Source organism: Solibacillus sp. FSL W7-1464 (assembly GCF_038004425.1).
Classification (GTDB): Bacteria; Bacillota; Bacilli; order Bacillales_A; family Planococcaceae; genus Solibacillus.
The window spans coordinates 2,445,562-2,462,500 of the sequence record NZ_JBBORC010000001.1 but is presented as its reverse complement, the minus strand read 5'-3'; the positions used below and the strand labels follow the sequence as shown (position 1 = coordinate 2,462,500).

Genomic DNA, 16,939 nt, shown 5'->3' with positions numbered 1-16,939 from the left:
TCTGATGCATAAACAACTTAATCGTATTATTGCTCAGTGTCCATATAAAGTGCATGTCATTGTAGAAGATTATAATACTAATGAGATTGTATGGGAAAATCGGGACAAGGAAATTTTCAGCAGTGCAAGTATTATCAAAGTGCCGATACTCATTGCCATTTTGGCTCACCTGCAAAAAATGAACGGCAATTTGAATCAGGTAATCGAAATTACTCCTGAAAACATGGTTGAGTTCAGTGTTATAACTGAACAGAGGCAAACCCGTGCCACACTGCACGAACTGTTGCTTTGGATGACGATTACGAGCGACAATACAGCAACAAATGTATGTATTGATTTATTAGGCATGGAAGCATTCAATAACTATTTTAAAGAAATCGGCTTACATAATACTCGAGTCCAGCGAAAAATGATGGATTTTGAACGTCAAAAGCTTGGCTTTGATAATGAAACGACAGCGCAGGATATGCAGCAACTTTTCCGGCAAATATATAGAGGGACACTGCTTACAAAAGAGTGGAATGCGGTGGCACTCGATATTTTAAGCAGGCAGCGCAGTCATGAGTCGCTCAAACGTTATATCGTAGATGATGTAAAAATAGCGCACAAAACAGGTGGACTGGATACGGTAGACCATGATACTGGAATTATTTTTGCTAAAGAACGAGATTATTTTATCGGGGTTTTCATTACAGAAGTGACCGACAATGACAAAGCGAGACAAACGATTGGTACGATTTCTAAAATCGTCTATGATCATTTTATAAAACAGGAGGAGGGAATCGATTGAATGCCGTTGTAAAAACAAAAATTGCGAATTTATATGCAGCACCGGACCGACATTCCGAGTTAATCGACGAGGCGTTATACGGGATGTCGGTCGAAGTGCAGGAAGAAATTGATGAAAATTGGGTCAAAGTACGAACATTTTACCGGTACGAAGGCTATACACTAAAATCCGACTTGCATGTTGGAAGTGAACCGACTGTGAACTGGGTATATGAAGCAAATGATGTCGTTATACAGAGCTTTGCCGATGTCCTTAAAGCTCCTAAAATACAAAGTGAAAACATCATTACACTGACACGAGGTGCCTTTATTAAAGTTGTACTGGAAGCAGGACTTGATCCGGCTTGGGCAAAAGTGAAGCTTGTTACAGGCGAAGAAGGGTATGTACGGTCAGCCTGGATTCAGGATCGAGTTAAAGTGTATACGACAAATGAAGAGATATTCCGCAAGCAAGTTGTGGAAACAGCTTTTCGCTATATGGGAACACCATACCGATGGGGCGGAAAAACGCCTTTAGGTATTGACTGTTCAGGTCTTGTATCAATGGCGTATATGCTGAACGGTGCTTTTATTTACCGTGATGCGAAAATAGAGGAAGGTTTCCCGTTAAGGAAAATAGAAGCTGAAAACTTAAAGCCGGGAGATCTGATTTTCTTCCCTGGTCATGTAGCGATGTATATTGGTAATGATGAGTATATCCATTCCTCGCTGGGCGGAAACGAGGTCAATGTGAATAGCCTGAACTTGCAGCATGAAAATTACCGTGAAGACTTGGCGACAACAATCACGGAGTACGGCAGTATTTTTTAATCCAACCACAAAAAAGGTCAACTCAGAAAGAATAGTCTGAGTTGACCTTTTAATTACATGTAAATTGGTTTTGTTCAATTAAAAGTTTTTAAGGATCCAATCGTTTGCTTCTACCCAATTATTAACGCGAACGACGTTATTCGGTACAGGTATCTGATTGTATGGGGTATCAAACAAAATGACAGGGATTTTTAGCTCCTCGGCAATTTCGACTGCATTATCATGTTTGTCTTCGAAAAATGCTTCTACTGCATGCTTTTTTGCGATGGCAATTTTGTTATGACTGCCGATACATTCGATATGGTCGTATGGTACTTTAAAATGTTCAAACCAGTTTTTCGTAATGTCGAAAACATTTTCTCCACGGGCAGAAATATAATAAAGCTCATACTGGTTCTGCCAGGCTGTTAAAATGCGGTGTGCATCTGCAGCAAGCTCACTCGCTTCATACATTCGTGGCTCGTTTTCTTTAAACCAGGCCTGAAACTGTGCGCGGTCTACAGGGTGGGGAAAGCCACTTAAAAAATCATATTCCGTTACATCTTGTAGCGTCATATTAATATTGTACTGTTTATTAATATGGGGAATCAATGTGGCAGGACATGTAACAGTCCCGTCAATATCAATGCCGAACCGATGTTTTAAGTTTGTCATTTCCATTACCTCATTTCTTTACACAGTTGCATTAGCTTCTGCTTCACGCTGTGCCACCATTTCAGCAGCCAATTTATCGATTTCTTTCTTCAGTTCTTCCACCATTGTTTCTTCCGGAACTTTACGAACTGTTTTACCTTTCATGAATAAAAGGCCTTCGCCACGAGCACCGGCGATGCCGATATCTGCTTCACGTGCTTCACCAGGACCGTTAACCGCACAGCCTAAAACTGCTACTTTTAACGGAACATTCAGTTTAGAAATATATTCTTCTACTTCGTTGGCAATTGAAATTAAATCAATTTCGATACGGCCGCAAGTCGGACAAGAAATTAATGTGGCCATATTTGATGCCAAGCCGAATGATTTTAATAATTCACGAGCTACTTTTATTTCTTCCACCGGATCTGCAGATAAAGAAATACGCAATGTATTTCCGATCCCTTTAGATAAAATCGCACCTAAACCGGCAGCTGATTTAACAGTACCGGCAAATAGTGTACCTGATTCTGTAATTCCTAAGTGCAACGGATAGTTGAAAGCTTTTGATGCTTTTTCATAGGCTTCAATTGCCAAGTTTACGTCAGATGCTTTCATCGAAACGATAATGTCATGGAAATCCAAGTCTTCTAAAATTTTAATGTGGTGCAATGCAGATTCTACCATTCCATCAGCAGTTGGGTAACCGTATTTTTCCAGGATATGATGCTCTAAAGATCCGGCGTTAACACCGATTCGGATTGGTATACCTTTTGCTTTTGCCGCATTTACAACTGCCTCCACTTTTTCACGGCGCCCGATGTTGCCCGGATTGATACGTACTTTATCAATGCCACCTTCAATGGCTTTTAATGCTAATTTGTAATCAAAGTGAATATCCGCTACTAATGGGATATTAATTTGTTTTTTTATTTCAGGTATTGCATTTGCAGCACGCTCATCTGGTACTGCAATACGTACGATCTGACAACCTGCCTCTTCCAAACGTTTAATTTCGGCAACAGTTGCTTCTACATCATGTGTTTTCGTCGTACACATACTTTGAATTACGACTTCGTTATTACCACCAATTGTTAAGTTACCGACACGCACAGGACGTGTTTTCGTACGGTGAACGATTTCACTCATGAAAAATTCTCTCCTTTTCAGGCTTTTAATGTGTTACATCTCCAATAGATATAACGATATGTAAGCCGTCACTGTTCCTTATTTTATCAGTGTATGAAAAGAAGAACAAGGAAGAAACATTATGAAGTCAATTTAGACAATTTTCCTTCACGTTCGAGATGATTGGGATTAGGACAGTATCTCCTGGTACAAGTGGCTGTAAATTTAAATGCGGGTTAAGTTGATAAAATTGGGCTAGTCTTTCAGGGAAAGTGGTTTTAATAGGTGATGGTGTTGCTGAAAACAGGCTGTAAATGGTATCGTCCTGCTGGATTTTCACGACTACATAGCTTTCTTTTTCGGCTTCCTCGCATGATTGTGGAGCAGCATAAAAGGAGGCTAATGGGAGCGTACCTTCCTGTAAATCTACTTTAATGACAAACGCAAACAGCAATAGCACAATGGAAGCTATTAAAAAGCGCAAAAAAAATCCTCCTTATCTCTTCAGTTCAACTCGTTAATAGATTGTTAAACTATATGATTCATAAGGAGAATTTATTATTTTTGTACAGGATATTTTGTTAATGCAACGATTATAAAGAGCATTGTGATAAAAATACCGCTAATTGTGATAACTGTTTGTGAGATTATAAAAAGATTTCCGAACATCGTTAAAAATGTTCCCCATGTACTGGCAAAAACAGCTGTCCGCCATACTTGCCGATATTCACCGCGGCGTCTCATCGGCTTAACGAAAAACAGACCTGCAAGCGCATATAAACTTACTTTAATAAAATAGATCGACGTATTGAGTACGAATAAAAATACAATGGCAATCGGATAAACAATCCACTGTATATTCTCGGCATACTGTTCAATTTCCGAATAACCGAAAATCTCGGCTGTCCCGGTATTGATAAATTGCCCGAATGAAAAAGCGGTAATGAGGGTAATCATTAAAAAGGCATACTGCATCACTTTACCGATTGATAGAATTCGATAGGCGCCCAATTTTTTAGGACTCGTTAAACTATGTATAAATAACTGCATATGTGAAATTTTCATAATGATTGAATGCTCCTTTATAAAAGTAGTGTAACATGAAAAAAATATGATTTGAACTCGGAAAATTAAATTGAATCTTTTCTTCGTACATTACGTATAATTTTTGAAAACATAGTGGGAAGAATATTTGAAAGGATGTGAAATGGGTGGATATTATTGCATGGACACTTATTATTGCGCTGTTTATAATCGCGTTTATCGGTTTAGTATATCCGATTATCCCATCCGTCTTATTTTTACTTGGCGGGTTTATCGTTTATGGGCTGTTTTATAGTTTTACCGAATTGCCGTGGTGGTTCTGGGTAATCGAGCTACTATTTGTTGCGCTGTTATTTGCGGCAGATACGATCTCGAATCTGATCGGAGTAAAAAAATTCGGCGGAACAAAAGCAGGGATGTGGGGAAGCACGATTGGTTTATTGATCGGTCCATTTGTTATTCCTTTTGCGGGTATTATCGCAGGGCCGTTTATCGGGGCGATTATTGGCGAATTAATTGTGACACGAAGCAATTTACAGCAGGCGATTAAAGTGGGTGTCGGTTCAGTGGTAGGATTTTTAACATCCGTCGTAACAAAAGGGATTATTCAAGCAGTTATGATTGTCCTATTTTTTATTGCCATCTAGTTACAAATTAAATCTGAAGAAATTGTTAAGGAGCAAATATTTGTAAAATCAAATAGATATCGCTTACACTAGTAATGGAAAGATTACAAACAACAGGTAAGACAAGTAATCCGCAGCCTTTCCGTCAAAAGACTGAAATGCAAATATTACTGTTTTTTTCATTGAATGAGCAATCATTTTTTGATAACCTAGTATTGTAATCAACATTAATTACTTGTTCCAGGGAGGAATATTATCATGGCATTCAAATTACCAGAATTAACTTACGCTTACGACGCATTGGAACCACATATCGATGCAAAAACAATGGAAATTCACCACTCTAAACACCACAATACTTACGTAACAAACTTAAACGCAGCAGTAGAAGGTACTGAATACGCTGACAAAGACATCAACGAGTTAATCTCTAACATCGATGCTTTACCAGCTGACAAACAAACTGCTGTACGCAACAACGGTGGCGGACATGCTAACCACACATTATTCTGGGAATTAATCGCTCCAGGCGGTTCTAACACTCCAGTAGGTGAAGTAGCTGCTGCAATCGATGCGAAATTCGGTTCATTCGACGCTTTCAAAGAAGAATTCGCAAAAGCTGCAACAACTCGTTTCGGTTCAGGTTGGGCATGGTTAATCGTTGATGGTGACGGTGTAGCTGTTACTTCAACTCCAAACCAAGACTCTCCAGTAATGGAAGGCAAAACACCAATCCTAGGCTTAGACGTTTGGGAGCACGCATACTACTTAAACTACCAAAACCGTCGTCCGGACTACATCGGTGCATTCTGGAACGTAGTGAACTGGGACGTAGTAGAATCTAAGTTTCAAGCTGCTAAATAATTAAAGCTAATTCTGTACCGAAAGCAAAGCGGCAGGTACAAAATATTTTAATCATAAAACGCATGAGAAGTTTCACTACTTCCATGCGTTTTTATGTATTTTTTTCCATTTTTCTGCTACGCTCAAAACAATAAACAGAATCGGGGTGCAGTAGATGTTTGATGAATTTGTAGCACAAATTGATGAGAAGTGGCATGAGGCTTATATAAAACTAATGGAAACAATAGATGAAAACTTGCCGCCAGGGTTTGAAAAGTCAATAGACCGGAATATGATCGTATATAATGTACCATTAACAACCTATCCAAAAGGGTATCATGTAACACCGGGTACACCGTTACCATTTCTGGCGCTCGCTCCACAAAAGCGCCATATTGGGCTTTATCATATGGGTGTCTACAGTGATCCCGAACTTCTCACATGGTTTCAGGAATCCTATGCAGATGCGGTTCCTACAAAGCTGAACATGGGGAAAAGCTGTATTCGCTTTACTTCAACAAAACATATACCGTATGGATTGATCGGGGAACTAAGCAAAAAGATTACCGTAGAGCAGTGGATTACTACCTATGAAAATGCATTGTATAAATGAATTATACAAGGATAAATAAAGATAAGTTATATTTCAATATTGTCCTAATTTTCTGACGCGCTTTGCAACTTCGGTTGCAAAGCTTTTTTCTTGTTTATTCCGCCTCTTCTAGTCGTAAGTACACCTAAACCAAACTTAAGATGAATAAACTGTAAAGAGGTGAGGGATAGATGAGCATGACGTACAAAAATATACTGGTTGCCGTGGATGAATCAAAGGAGTCGCTGATTGCCTTTAGGAGAGCTGTGCAAGTTGCACTAAATAATGTCGGAAGTAAGCTGTATATTGTTCATGTAATTGATACTCGTTCCTTTGCATTTTCAGAAGGCTATAACTTTGATATGGCGGAAAAATTTACGAATAATAAGAAGGACCTTTTAGATTCATTTGAGAAAAAAGCACAGCAGTCAGGGTTTACAAATATTAAAAAGATTATTGAATACGGGACACCCAAGCACGTTATCGCACGCGATATTCCCCAACAGGAAAAAATTGATCTGATTATTTGCGGTGTTACAGGGAAAGGGGAAATAGCCCGTTTTTTCCTCGGATCTGTATCAGAAGGGATAATAAGAAATGCCCGCTGCGATGTTCTTGTTGTAAGAAATTCTTAAATAGATGGCGAAGCTCCACGTTAATTTTCGTGAAGCTTCTTTTTTTGTGAAACTTTATAAAAGTACAGCCGTCTAAAAGATGAATAATTAAAATCTGAACTCTTTTTTCATGGAGTTTTCAGTGTTATACTAAAAGCTATGACTATACATTCATGTACACGCTACATAAAGTAAGAAAGGGGAAGTGTTCTTTGCGCAAAATTACGCAAAATCGTCAGCAAAATCCGAAGGCAAAGCAACGGGCAAGTTTAACTTTTCGGATGAATGTCCTTTTCTTTTCAATATTTGTTTTGTTCTCATTACTAATTTTCCGTCTAGGATATATACAAATTGTAAAAGGCGAAGATTATGTGCGCGAATTGGAGCGTACAGAAGAAGTACGGGTAAATACCAGTGTACCCCGTGGCCGTATTTTTGACCGCTATGGTCGTATTTTAGTGGATAATCAGCCGGAAAATGCGATTACTTATACTAAAATGCAAACGACAAAATCCGCTGAAATGCTTGAAATTGCAGAAAAACTAGCACATCTTATTGAGCAGCCGACAGAAAAAGTAACACAGCGGGATAAACTGGATTTCTGGATTTTACGGAATCCGGAAAAAGCAAAAGAAAAAGTTACACAAAAGGAAATGACGAAATTCCAACTGGAAAACGAAGATTTGGAAACGAAAGAAATCAATAAAGAGTATGATCGACGAATCCGTGATCGTATTACAGATGAAGAACTGGAACAGCTTTCCGATTTTGATCTGGAAGTTCTGGCAATTTACCGCGAAATGATGACAGGCTATAGTTTATCGCCCCAAATTATTAAAGGCGAGAATGTTACACCGGAAGAGTTTGCTAGAGTTTCAGAACAATTGGCGGATCTTCCTGGTGTGAATACGACAACCGATTGGAAACGCGTACGATTATCCCCATTGGCGATTTTGGGTCGTACAACAGTACCGAGTAAAGGTGTGCCGAAATCAAAACTGAACCATTATTTAGCTCGGGATTATTCTCGAAACGACCGTGTTGGGGAAAGTTATTTTGAAGCACAGTATGAGGAAATTCTGCAAGGTGAAAAATCGGTCGTTAAAAACATCACGAATAAAAAAGGCCAAGTAGTTGAAACGATGACAACTTTTGCAGGGGAGCCAGGTAAAGATTTAGTGACAACAATCGATGTGGAACTCCAGCAAAAAGCCGATGAAATTTTGGAAAAGTATTTATTGGAGCTGAAAGCTAAGGGTGGTTCACAGTTACTGGATCGTGGCTTTTTAGTAGCAATGGATCCAAAAACCGGAGAACTTTTATCGGTAGTCGGCAAGAAAATAGAAAAAGATAAAGATACCGGCAAACCTTATATTGTCGACTATTCTTACGGTACATTTACGTCTGCATATGAAGCAGGTTCAACTGTAAAAGCAGCAACCGTTTTAATGGGTTACAATGAAGGAATAATAAAGCCGGGAACAGTGTTGCTCGATTCACCAATGCGAATCGGGAATATTACCTTAAATACACTATTCAACAAGAATGGTAGTGTCATGGTTAGTGATTTAACGGCATTGGAGCGTTCATCAAACGTCTATATGTTCAAAATCGCGATGGGTGTTGGCGGCCGTACGTATTCACCTGGTATGCGCTTTAGTTTAGCTTCAGGTACACTGCAGACAATGCGAAATGAATACGCACAGTTTGGACTGGGTGTACCTACCGGGATTGACCTTCCGGGTGAATCAATCGGGTATCAGGCTGACCCGGATACGGATGTAAAATTACTAAACTTGGCGATCGGCCAGTTTGATACGTATACAACAATGCAATTGGCGCAATATATATCAACTATTGCAAACGGCGGTTACCGCATCCAACCTAGGATGTTAAAAGAAATTCGCAATCCTTCCAAAGATGGGGAATATTTAGGGCAGGTTGTGGAAGAAGTAACGCCTAAGATTTTAAACAAAATCGAAAACAGCGAACGGGAAATTGAGCAAGTACAAGAAGGTCTGCGCCGAGTTTACTTCGGGGCGAATGGTTCTGCCCGTCGTCAGTTTGAAACAGCAGATTATACTGCTGCTGGTAAAACTGGTACAGCCGAGGTAGTTTACTATGGACCGCAGCGTGATAAATGGAAAACGAACACGATCAATATTGTCCATGTGGGCTATGCACCATTTGATGATCCTGAAATTGCCTACGCAGTTATTTTTCCATGGGCTACAACGAACTTTACAAATAACTATTTACCACAGGCGAATTTGACGGCCCGTGAACTAGTAGATTCATATTTTGAGTTGAAAAATAAATACGCGGAAGAAGGCTTATCTACAAGTAAAGTAGAAAAACCGATTATCAAGCATTCCGATGAAAAGCTGGATGAGGACGAAGAAGTTGAAACAGTAAATGAATAAAATAATGATCCCGTAGTTTCTCGCTACGGGATTTTTTTAAGGGGAAGATTCAATGAGAAAGAAAATCATACATATTGTCGTTATCGTCGGTGCCTTAAGTAATGCAGCGATTTTAGCATTCATGGACATGCCGGCGTGGCTCATTATCTTAATGTCGGTTATATATATCGTTATCTTTGAAGGGCTCCTGCTTGTACTGGAACCACGCTTAGTCCGTGCTGAACGTGAACGGAATGTTAAAGCCTTTCCTTTTTTACGCGAACTGGTCGATGCTAAAAAGGCGACGGTTACTTTGCGGGATGGTACGGTGTTATATAATGCAACGTTCGAAGGCTATGCCCATCCAAAAGATGCGAAAACGATTTTACTATATGTACATAAAGTAAAGACGAAAAAGGAAAAACCTGCATTTATAGAACATCCTATTAAACTTATTAACATAAAAAGCGTAAAAAAGATTCAATAAAAAGAAAATGAGACAATTTGCGGGGACCTCCTGTAAATTGTCTTTTTTATTTACAAAGCTTTACATTCAATTAACGGTGAAATTATATAAGCTTAACAAATTGTCATTATAGTTGGAATTGTAAGAAAAAACATTCATTAAACAAGCGGAGGAATTACAAATGAAAAAGTGGCAGTACTTAACATCAACAGCTTTACTAGGTTCAGCAATTCTTTTAGGAGCGTGTGGTGGAGAAGATAATGATGAAACATCAACATCTGCACAAACAAACACAGAACAAGCTGAAACTGGCAGCGCACAATTAACAGGTAATGTAGTAGGCGATGGTTCGTCAACAGTTGCTCCAATTACAGAAGCATTAGTTGAAGAATACGCGGCGGTACAAAAAGATGTTCGCGTAGCAGTTGGTGTATCTGGTACAGGCGGCGGATTCGAAAAATTCATCAATGGTGAAACGGATTTCTCAAACGCTTCTCGTCCAATCAAAGATACTGAAGTGGAAGAGCTGAAAAACGCAGGTGTAGAATATACAGAATTTGAACTTGCTTACGATGGTTTATCGGTAGTAGTGCACCCTGAGAATACTTGGGCAAAAGATCTGACAGTTGATCAATTAAAACAGATTTGGATTGAAGACGGTACTACTAAAAAATGGTCTGATATCGATCCATCATGGCCGGAAGAAGAAATCGTATTCTATTCACCGGGTTCTGACTCAGGTACGTATGATTACTTCGATGAAATTATCTTAGATGGTGAAGACATTGTTAAAGCAGCAACATTATCTGAAGACGACAACGTGTTAGTACAAGGGGTAACAGCTGATAAAAATGCAATCGGCTATTTCGGTTACGCGTACTACCTGGAAAATAAAGACAAACTTCAAGTTGTAACGGTTGACGGGGTGGAACCGACAAACGAAACAATCGAATCAGGTGAATATTCTCCATTATCACGTCCACTATTTGTTTATGTGAAAAACAGTGCAGTTAAAGATAATGAAGCTACATATGACTTCATGAAATTCTCACTTGAAAATGCTGGTGAAATGGCAGAAGTAGTAGGGTATGTGAGCCTGCCGGATGAAAAGTATGAAGAAGCGTTAAAAGAGTTGGAAGCACTAAAATAATTTCGATGTTTAATAGTGTGGGGTGGCTCTCATGCCCCCACACATTTTTTAATGTAGAAATAATTGATCGTTTTATTTTATATAGATGACTGGAAGGAGTTTTCGCACATGGCTCTTAAACAACAGGAGCAAGTAAGTGTCCAACAATTAATCGAGCGTTCGCGCAATCGCAAAGGAAAGAAAGTAATCGAAAAGTTAGTACCGTTCGGGTTATTTCTAGCAGCGACGATTTCGGTTCTTACGACGTTTGGGATTGTATTTACACTAATATTCGAGACATTTGAATTCTTTACGCGAGTGTCGATTACAGATTATTTATTTGGTACAGAATGGCTTCCATTTTCAGGTAAAGAGCCGTTGTACGGAATATTACCATTAATATTCGGGACATTTAAAATAACACTGATTGCTATTATTGTAGCAGTACCATTTGGTTTAGGCGCTGCCATCTATTTAAGTGAATATGCATCAGAACGTGTACGAAAAATCATTAAACCGATTTTAGAAGTACTTGCAGGTGTACCGACGATTGTTTACGGGTTTTTTGCCTTAACATTCATTACACCGATATTACAGACGGTTATTCCCAATTTGAAAATTTTCAATGCAATCAGCCCGGGAATCGTTGTTGGAATTATGATTCTTCCAATGATTACCTCCATGTCCGAAGATGCGATGAGCTCTGTTCCAAGGTCGATTCGTGAAGGGGCGCTCGGGTTAGGTGCAACAAAATTCGAAGTGGCCGTTAAAGTTGTTCTGCCTGCCGCTTTATCAGGAATTGTCGCTTCTGTCGTATTAGGTATTTCCCGGGCAATAGGTGAGACGATGATTGTTTCTTTGGCAGGAGGATCTACACCAAAATTCGACTTTGGCTTTACTGATTCGATTCAAACGATGACAGCCTATATCGTTCAAGTGACGACAGGTGATGCCGGTTACGGTACAACAATTTACTACTCGATTTACGCTGTAGGATTCACGTTGTTTATTTTCACGTTAGCGATGAACTTGCTCGCAACCTATATTTCAAAACGCTTCCGAGAGGAGTATTAATATGCGCTATATGCAAGAAGAGTTAGTAATGAAGCGTATGAATAAACGCCTCATTTCAAATAAAATGTGGAAAATAATTTTCATTATTGCCACAAGTTTTGCCCTAGTATCACTAGGTATGCTGCTTTACCGAATTTTGGCGCAAGGACTTGGTTTTTTAGATATAAATTTCATTACAAACTTCGCGTCACGTATCCCTGAAAATGCAGGGATTAAAGCAGCATTGGTCGGATCATTATGGCTGATGAGCGTAGTTGCTCCTGTATCAATAATTTTAGGTGTGAGTACAGCGCTCTATTTGGAAGAATACGCAAAGCAAAATAAATTGAATGATTTTATCCGCATGAATATTTCTAACTTGGCAGGGGTTCCTTCAATTGTTTTCGGTTTGCTGGGATTAACAATTTTCGTTCGGCTGTTCGGCTTTGAAAAGAGTATTTTGGCGGCCGGTTTGACGATGAGTTTACTAATATTACCGGTTATTATTGTTGCTGCTCAAGAAGCGATCCGCGCGGTGCCAAATGAACAGCGGGAAGCTTCATACGGAATGGGTGCGACAAAATGGCAAACGATCGTCCGGGTTGTTCTGCCGGCGGCTATTCCGGGTATTTTAACAGGTAGTATTTTAGCTTTATCCCGCGCAATTGGAGAAACAGCACCATTGGTCGTGATCGGAATCCCTGTAATATTACAATTTTTACCAACCGGTTATCTGGATACATTTACCGCATTGCCGATGCAAATATTCGACTGGGCAAAACGTCCGCAAGAAGCATTCCAGTATGTGGCATCTGCCGGAATCATCGTATTAATGATTTTCCTATTAACGATGAATTCCATTGCAATCATTATCCGAAATAAATTCCAAAAACGATATTAGGAGTGAAATAGAATGGTTCAACTATTAACGAAACATGATGTGCGTCAACCTGCAATAGGCATCGAAACGAATCAAGCGAATGTCATGCATTCCAGTAACTTTAATTTATGGTATGGGGACCATCATGCTTTAAAAGATATCAACCTGGAAATGAAAGAAAATGAAGTGACGGCGATTATCGGACCTTCCGGCTGCGGGAAATCGACCTATATAAAGGCATTGAATCGGATGGTTGAACTTGTGCCGATCGTACGTACATCGGGGGAGATCAATTACCGCGGCCGCAATATTTTTTCGAACGGCTATGAAGTGGAAGAACTTCGCACGAAAGTCGGAATGGTGTTCCAAAAACCGAACCCTTTTCCGAAGTCGATTTATGATAATATCGCATACGGGCCACGCATTCACGGGATAAAAAATAAGAAAATACTGGACGAAATTGTAGAAAAGTCACTGCGCGGTGCAGCCATTTGGGATGAAGTAAAAGATCGCTTAAACCAGAATGCCTATGGATTATCAGGTGGTCAGCAGCAGCGTATTTGTATCGCACGCTGCCTGGCAATCGAACCGGATGTCATTTTAATGGATGAACCGACATCAGCGCTTGACCCAATTTCGACATTAAAAGTAGAAGAGCTTGTACAGCAGATGAAAGAACAATATTCGATCGTCATCGTGACACATAATATGCAGCAGGCAGCACGTATATCCGACAAAACGGCCTTCTTCCTGAACGGTGAAGTCGTGGAGTTCGATAATACAGATATCATTTTCTCGACACCGTCAGATCAGCGCACCGAAGACTATATTTCAGGTCGATTTGGATAATTAGAAAAGGAGAATGATAACGATGATTCGTGAACGTTTCGAACATGATCTAATAGCAGTTCAACAAGATTTAATGGAACTTTGTGATTTAAGCATTCATTCATTACAGGAGGCTTTTAAAGCCTTTTTGAAAAAGGATATAGATATAGCATTACAGGTAATTGATACCGATCCAAAGATAAACCGGTTGGAAGAAATCATAAATGACCGCGTAATTTTACTGATTGCAAAACAGCAGCCTGTTGCGACTGATTTGCGTCGGTTGATCGTTGTCATTAAAGCGGCATCGGATATGGAGAGAATCGGGGATCATGCGGTCAATATTGCAAAAGAATCGATTCGTATCGGAAAAGAGCCATTTGTTACGAGCGTGGAACCGATTGAGGAAATGTTTCATAAAACGACCTTAATGCTGCGCCAAATTGTGGATGCTTTTATTGAGGAAAATACTATAAAGGCAAAAGAAATTGCAAATCTTGATGATGAAGTCGACGAATTAACAGGCAATACGCTCAGTAACTTGATGAAGCTCTCTGTTTCCAACGAGCATGTGGCACAAGTGACGAGTTTATCCTACGTCTGCCGCTGTATCGAACGCGCGGCAGACCACGCAACAAACATTGCAGAGCATTTATTCTATCTTGTAAAAGGAAAGCATTATGAACTGAATAATTAAATGTCCAAAGTATAGGGAGGAAACTTCTTATACTTTTTTGTTTTTTTGAAACGTGAGCCCATTGGCAATCGTTTACAATGTAGAAAGGAGGGCGGCGTAATATGAATGAGGATATCGGGCAGATTATTGATGAATACAGTAAGCATTTGTTGCGCATCGCATACTTTTACACCAAAAATCGGCATGCTGCCGAAGACATTGTACAAGATGTTTACATAAAGTTTATGCAGACCGACTACTCGGAAAGCGGTCAATTAAGAGCATATTTAACAAAAATGACGGTTAATAAAAGTAAAGATTACTTAAAGAGCTGGGCGTATAAAAAAATACAATTTGAAACGAAATGGTGGATGAAAGCGACGGACCATGATCATGTCATCCAGCAAGAAGAACGATCCAGTATCGGGGCAGCTATTTTAAAGCTGCCATTGAAATACCGGGAACCAATAATATTGTATTACTACGAAGAAATGAGTGTCCTGCAAGTGGCGGCCATATTGCAGATTAACGAAAATACCGTAAAGACCCGGTTAAGGCGGGGTCGCGAACAATTAAGGCCAGTACTGGAAGGAGAATGGGAGGTGCTTCGTCATGAATGAGTTCAAAAAAGCATTAATCGATGTTGCAGGGGATCTATCGGAAAGTGAAACTGCTGTAAAAAATGCTCTATTACTTAAAAAGCCTCGCAACAAAAAGGAGAAGATGGGCTATTATTTAGTGCCTGCAGTTATTGTGACTCTGTTCCTTTTTACCTGGCAGATATTTATTCCGGAAATGATGGATCTTAGCCAGGCTGACCAACCTACGAATGAAGATTTATTTGAATTTATCACTGTACTTGAAGAAATGGAATATAAAGGCGGTACAGAGACAAGTCGTGCTAATGCTTACTTACAAATGGTGGAGATTATAGGTATACCGAAATATGCAAAGAGTATCGGAATTACAATTACAGATGAGGATCGTCAGCAGGCGAAAAATTTCCTTGAACAAAAATGGAATGAAAGCGACCTTACAGGTGTGTTAGCATCAGCTTCCGTATCTAATCATATTCCAAAAGAAAAATTTGATGAAAATATTGTCCCGCTATTAATAGAAACGGTAGCCTATAACAAAAAGTTGGAAGAAAAGATGTTTCGGGATTATTCGAAAATGCTACCGGGAATTGCTAATTCCTATGGAAATTTCATGGGAATGTCCTATATGGAAACACATTATAAGTCACAATTAGATCAGTTTAAAGAGCAACATAATATTATATTTTCATCGAATAAAAGTTTAAGTAATTCCGGGGCGGTAGTAGCGGTAGAGGATAATATGTTTTTATTTGTTAAGAATATGACGACTAACGAATATAATCAGATTTCACCTCGTATTTTTGTAGATAAATTTGCTGCATGGTTTATAAATGATCCGAAGAACCCGGTTCAAGTAGGCGATTATGTCAATTTAAAAGAAACGGTAATTTCAGAAGACCGGATAGGCACTGAATTTGCAGGTGTAGGCCTTCATTATGGTCTGGAAATTCTTTTGCCTAAAGAACGTGCCGATGGAATAAAAGAAATAGAATTAACCGACCAAGTTCTTGAAGAATTCAACGAGATATACGGGAAAGCAGTACTTATAAATGAAGAGGCGATCGAAATAACGGAGCCGCCGCTGTACGTGATTCGTAATGAAGGGGAATCCTATACGGTTTGGCAGAACGAAAAAGGTCTTCTTTATATTCTTCCGTTTGGTAAGAGAGAATTGGCAACATTTACGGAATCTACTTCAAAAAAAATGTTATCTTTATTTCAACAATTTGTTTATGAATAATATATGAAATGAAAGGGTACATGGTACAATAAAGATAATTCAAATAAGTTACATACTTATTTAAATGTAAAGGGGTAGACAGCATGTTAAAAACAATTGTATTTGACCAATTAAAGCAAGCGATGAAAAACAAAGATGTGTTAGCTAAAGGAGTACTGACTTTAGTGAAATCCGCATTGGATGCCGCAGAAAAGGAAAAGGGCGCTGAATTGACGCCACAGGAAGAAACAGCTGTCATTAATCGTGAAATTAAGCAGACAAACCAGTCACTGGAAGGTGCAAAGCAAGCGGAACGTTCAGACTTAATTGAAAAAGAAGAAGCAAAATTAGTTATTTTAAAAAGCTTTTTACCAAAGCAGTTAACAGAGGAAGAGATTTCAGCTGAGCTTCAGGCAGCAGGTATTACGTCAGGCATGAATATGGGAGATGCAATGAAAATTGCAAAGCCATTACTCGATGGTAAAGCAGATGGAGCGACTATTTCAAAAGTTGTCAAAACGCTTATTTCCTAAATTAAAAATCTATGAAAAGGAGGTGTGCCGCATGCGTTTGGCGGACACGTCCTTTTCACTATCTTTCTAAAACTA

The 16,939-nt window shown here is 39.2% G+C and carries 20 protein-coding genes; 16 read left to right on the top strand and 4 right to left on the bottom strand.

The features are described 5' to 3' along the window. Positions 1-4: 4 nt before the first annotated feature. Both MKZ25_RS12205 and MKZ25_RS12200 read left to right on the top strand, forming a co-directional pair. Positions 5-790, top strand: coding sequence for a serine hydrolase (locus tag MKZ25_RS12205; protein ID WP_340801743.1), 786 nt, complete (start codon positions 5-7; stop codon positions 788-790). After that, positions 787-1,599, top strand: coding sequence for a C40 family peptidase (locus MKZ25_RS12200; RefSeq protein WP_340801742.1), 813 nt, complete (start codon positions 787-789; stop codon positions 1,597-1,599). The genes MKZ25_RS12205 and MKZ25_RS12200 overlap by 4 nt, the downstream gene beginning before the upstream one ends. Positions 1,600-1,677: 78 nt before the next feature. Here the strand turns inward: MKZ25_RS12200 and MKZ25_RS12195 are convergent, their stop codons facing one another. The 4 genes from MKZ25_RS12195 to MKZ25_RS12180 all read right to left on the bottom strand — a co-directional run bounded on the left by MKZ25_RS12195 (position 1,678) and on the right by MKZ25_RS12180 (position 4,425). Further along, positions 1,678-2,253 (bottom strand): 5' nucleotidase, NT5C type, encoded by a 576-nt coding sequence (locus MKZ25_RS12195; RefSeq protein ID WP_340801741.1) that lies wholly within the window; start codon positions 2,251-2,253, stop codon positions 1,678-1,680. An 18-nt stretch (positions 2,254-2,271) separates the two neighbouring features. Next, complete coding sequence (gene ispG / locus MKZ25_RS12190; protein WP_340801740.1) at positions 2,272-3,381, bottom strand: flavodoxin-dependent (E)-4-hydroxy-3-methylbut-2-enyl-diphosphate synthase; 1,110 nt, start codon at positions 3,379-3,381, stop codon at positions 2,272-2,274. Between the two features lie 127 nt (positions 3,382-3,508). Beyond that, complete coding sequence (locus MKZ25_RS12185) at positions 3,509-3,844, bottom strand: hypothetical protein (RefSeq protein WP_008408576.1); 336 nt, start codon at positions 3,842-3,844, stop codon at positions 3,509-3,511. Between the two features lie 74 nt (positions 3,845-3,918). Next, positions 3,919-4,425 (bottom strand): DUF1189 family protein, encoded by a 507-nt coding sequence (locus MKZ25_RS12180; RefSeq protein ID WP_340801739.1) that lies wholly within the window; start codon positions 4,423-4,425, stop codon positions 3,919-3,921. A gap of 146 nt (positions 4,426-4,571) precedes the next feature. On the opposite strand from MKZ25_RS12180, the gene MKZ25_RS12175 reads away from it, so the two are divergent. From MKZ25_RS12175 to MKZ25_RS12110, 14 genes are all read left to right on the top strand, one after another. Continuing rightward, positions 4,572-5,051 (top strand): DUF456 domain-containing protein, encoded by a 480-nt coding sequence (locus tag MKZ25_RS12175; protein WP_340801738.1) that lies wholly within the window; start codon positions 4,572-4,574, stop codon positions 5,049-5,051. Between the two features lie 237 nt (positions 5,052-5,288). Further along, positions 5,289-5,894: a superoxide dismutase gene (locus MKZ25_RS12170; protein ID WP_340801737.1), complete on the top strand. Its 606-nt coding sequence runs from the start codon at positions 5,289-5,291 to the stop codon at positions 5,892-5,894. Positions 5,895-6,048: 154 nt separating this feature from the next. Then, positions 6,049-6,486: a DUF1801 domain-containing protein gene (locus tag MKZ25_RS12165; RefSeq protein ID WP_340801736.1), complete on the top strand. Its 438-nt coding sequence runs from the start codon at positions 6,049-6,051 to the stop codon at positions 6,484-6,486. Positions 6,487-6,656: 170 nt separating this feature from the next. After that, on the top strand, positions 6,657-7,100 hold the full coding sequence (locus MKZ25_RS12160; RefSeq protein WP_340801735.1) for a universal stress protein: 444 nt from the start codon (positions 6,657-6,659) through the stop codon (positions 7,098-7,100). 191 nt (positions 7,101-7,291) lie between these two features. Continuing rightward, complete coding sequence (locus MKZ25_RS12155) at positions 7,292-9,502, top strand: peptidoglycan D,D-transpeptidase FtsI family protein (RefSeq protein WP_340801734.1); 2,211 nt, start codon at positions 7,292-7,294, stop codon at positions 9,500-9,502. A gap of 52 nt (positions 9,503-9,554) precedes the next feature. Further along, positions 9,555-9,968, top strand: a complete 414-nt coding sequence (locus tag MKZ25_RS12150) for a response regulator (RefSeq protein WP_340801733.1) — start codon at positions 9,555-9,557, stop codon at positions 9,966-9,968. Positions 9,969-10,128: 160 nt separating this feature from the next. Beyond that, positions 10,129-11,097: a PstS family phosphate ABC transporter substrate-binding protein gene (locus MKZ25_RS12145; RefSeq protein ID WP_340801732.1), complete on the top strand. Its 969-nt coding sequence runs from the start codon at positions 10,129-10,131 to the stop codon at positions 11,095-11,097. 108 nt (positions 11,098-11,205) lie between these two features. Further along, positions 11,206-12,150 (top strand): phosphate ABC transporter permease subunit PstC, encoded by a 945-nt coding sequence (gene pstC / locus MKZ25_RS12140; RefSeq protein WP_340801731.1) that lies wholly within the window; start codon positions 11,206-11,208, stop codon positions 12,148-12,150. A 1-nt stretch (position 12,151) separates the two neighbouring features. Continuing rightward, on the top strand, positions 12,152-13,030 hold the full coding sequence (gene pstA / locus MKZ25_RS12135; protein ID WP_340801730.1) for a phosphate ABC transporter permease PstA: 879 nt from the start codon (positions 12,152-12,154) through the stop codon (positions 13,028-13,030). A gap of 84 nt (positions 13,031-13,114) precedes the next feature. Continuing rightward, positions 13,115-13,858: a phosphate ABC transporter ATP-binding protein PstB gene (pstB, locus tag MKZ25_RS12130; protein ID WP_340803016.1), complete on the top strand. Its 744-nt coding sequence runs from the start codon at positions 13,115-13,117 to the stop codon at positions 13,856-13,858. 22 nt (positions 13,859-13,880) lie between these two features. Then, positions 13,881-14,534, top strand: a complete 654-nt coding sequence (phoU, locus tag MKZ25_RS12125) for a phosphate signaling complex protein PhoU (protein WP_340801729.1) — start codon at positions 13,881-13,883, stop codon at positions 14,532-14,534. A gap of 101 nt (positions 14,535-14,635) precedes the next feature. After that, complete coding sequence (locus tag MKZ25_RS12120; protein ID WP_340801728.1) at positions 14,636-15,133, top strand: sigma-70 family RNA polymerase sigma factor; 498 nt, start codon at positions 14,636-14,638, stop codon at positions 15,131-15,133. Next, on the top strand, positions 15,126-16,352 hold the full coding sequence (locus tag MKZ25_RS12115) for a hypothetical protein (protein ID WP_340801727.1): 1,227 nt from the start codon (positions 15,126-15,128) through the stop codon (positions 16,350-16,352). Before MKZ25_RS12120 ends, MKZ25_RS12115 begins: the two co-directional genes overlap by 8 nt. 83 nt (positions 16,353-16,435) lie before the next feature. After that, positions 16,436-16,864: a GatB/YqeY domain-containing protein gene (locus MKZ25_RS12110; protein ID WP_340801726.1), complete on the top strand. Its 429-nt coding sequence runs from the start codon at positions 16,436-16,438 to the stop codon at positions 16,862-16,864. The last annotated feature ends 75 nt before the right edge of the window (positions 16,865-16,939 follow it).

Bases quoted from the DNA above. Each gene is read 5' to 3' on its own strand.
- MKZ25_RS12205 (WP_340801743.1), top strand. From the start codon at position 5: ATGCATAAACAACTTAATCGTATTATTGCTCAGTGTCCATATAAAGTG.
- MKZ25_RS12195 (WP_340801741.1), bottom strand. From the start codon at position 2,253: ATGACAAACTTAAAACATCGGTTCGGCATTGATATTGACGGGACTGTT.
- ispG (WP_340801740.1), bottom strand. From the start codon at position 3,381: ATGAGTGAAATCGTTCACCGTACGAAAACACGTCCTGTGCGTGTCGGT.
- MKZ25_RS12180 (WP_340801739.1), bottom strand. From the start codon at position 4,425: ATGAAAATTTCACATATGCAGTTATTTATACATAGTTTAACGAGTCCT.
- MKZ25_RS12170 (WP_340801737.1), top strand. From the start codon at position 5,289: ATGGCATTCAAATTACCAGAATTAACTTACGCTTACGACGCATTGGAA.
- MKZ25_RS12165 (WP_340801736.1), top strand. From the start codon at position 6,049: ATGTTTGATGAATTTGTAGCACAAATTGATGAGAAGTGGCATGAGGCT.
- MKZ25_RS12160 (WP_340801735.1), top strand. From the start codon at position 6,657: ATGAGCATGACGTACAAAAATATACTGGTTGCCGTGGATGAATCAAAG.
- MKZ25_RS12150 (WP_340801733.1), top strand. From the start codon at position 9,555: ATGAGAAAGAAAATCATACATATTGTCGTTATCGTCGGTGCCTTAAGT.
- MKZ25_RS12145 (WP_340801732.1), top strand. From the start codon at position 10,129: ATGAAAAAGTGGCAGTACTTAACATCAACAGCTTTACTAGGTTCAGCA.
- pstC (WP_340801731.1), top strand. From the start codon at position 11,206: ATGGCTCTTAAACAACAGGAGCAAGTAAGTGTCCAACAATTAATCGAG.
- pstA (WP_340801730.1), top strand. From the start codon at position 12,152: ATGCGCTATATGCAAGAAGAGTTAGTAATGAAGCGTATGAATAAACGC.
- pstB (WP_340803016.1), top strand. From the start codon at position 13,115: ATGCATTCCAGTAACTTTAATTTATGGTATGGGGACCATCATGCTTTA.
- phoU (WP_340801729.1), top strand. From the start codon at position 13,881: ATGATTCGTGAACGTTTCGAACATGATCTAATAGCAGTTCAACAAGAT.
- MKZ25_RS12120 (WP_340801728.1), top strand. From the start codon at position 14,636: ATGAATGAGGATATCGGGCAGATTATTGATGAATACAGTAAGCATTTG.
- MKZ25_RS12115 (WP_340801727.1), top strand. From the start codon at position 15,126: ATGAATGAGTTCAAAAAAGCATTAATCGATGTTGCAGGGGATCTATCG.
- MKZ25_RS12110 (WP_340801726.1), top strand. From the start codon at position 16,436: ATGTTAAAAACAATTGTATTTGACCAATTAAAGCAAGCGATGAAAAAC.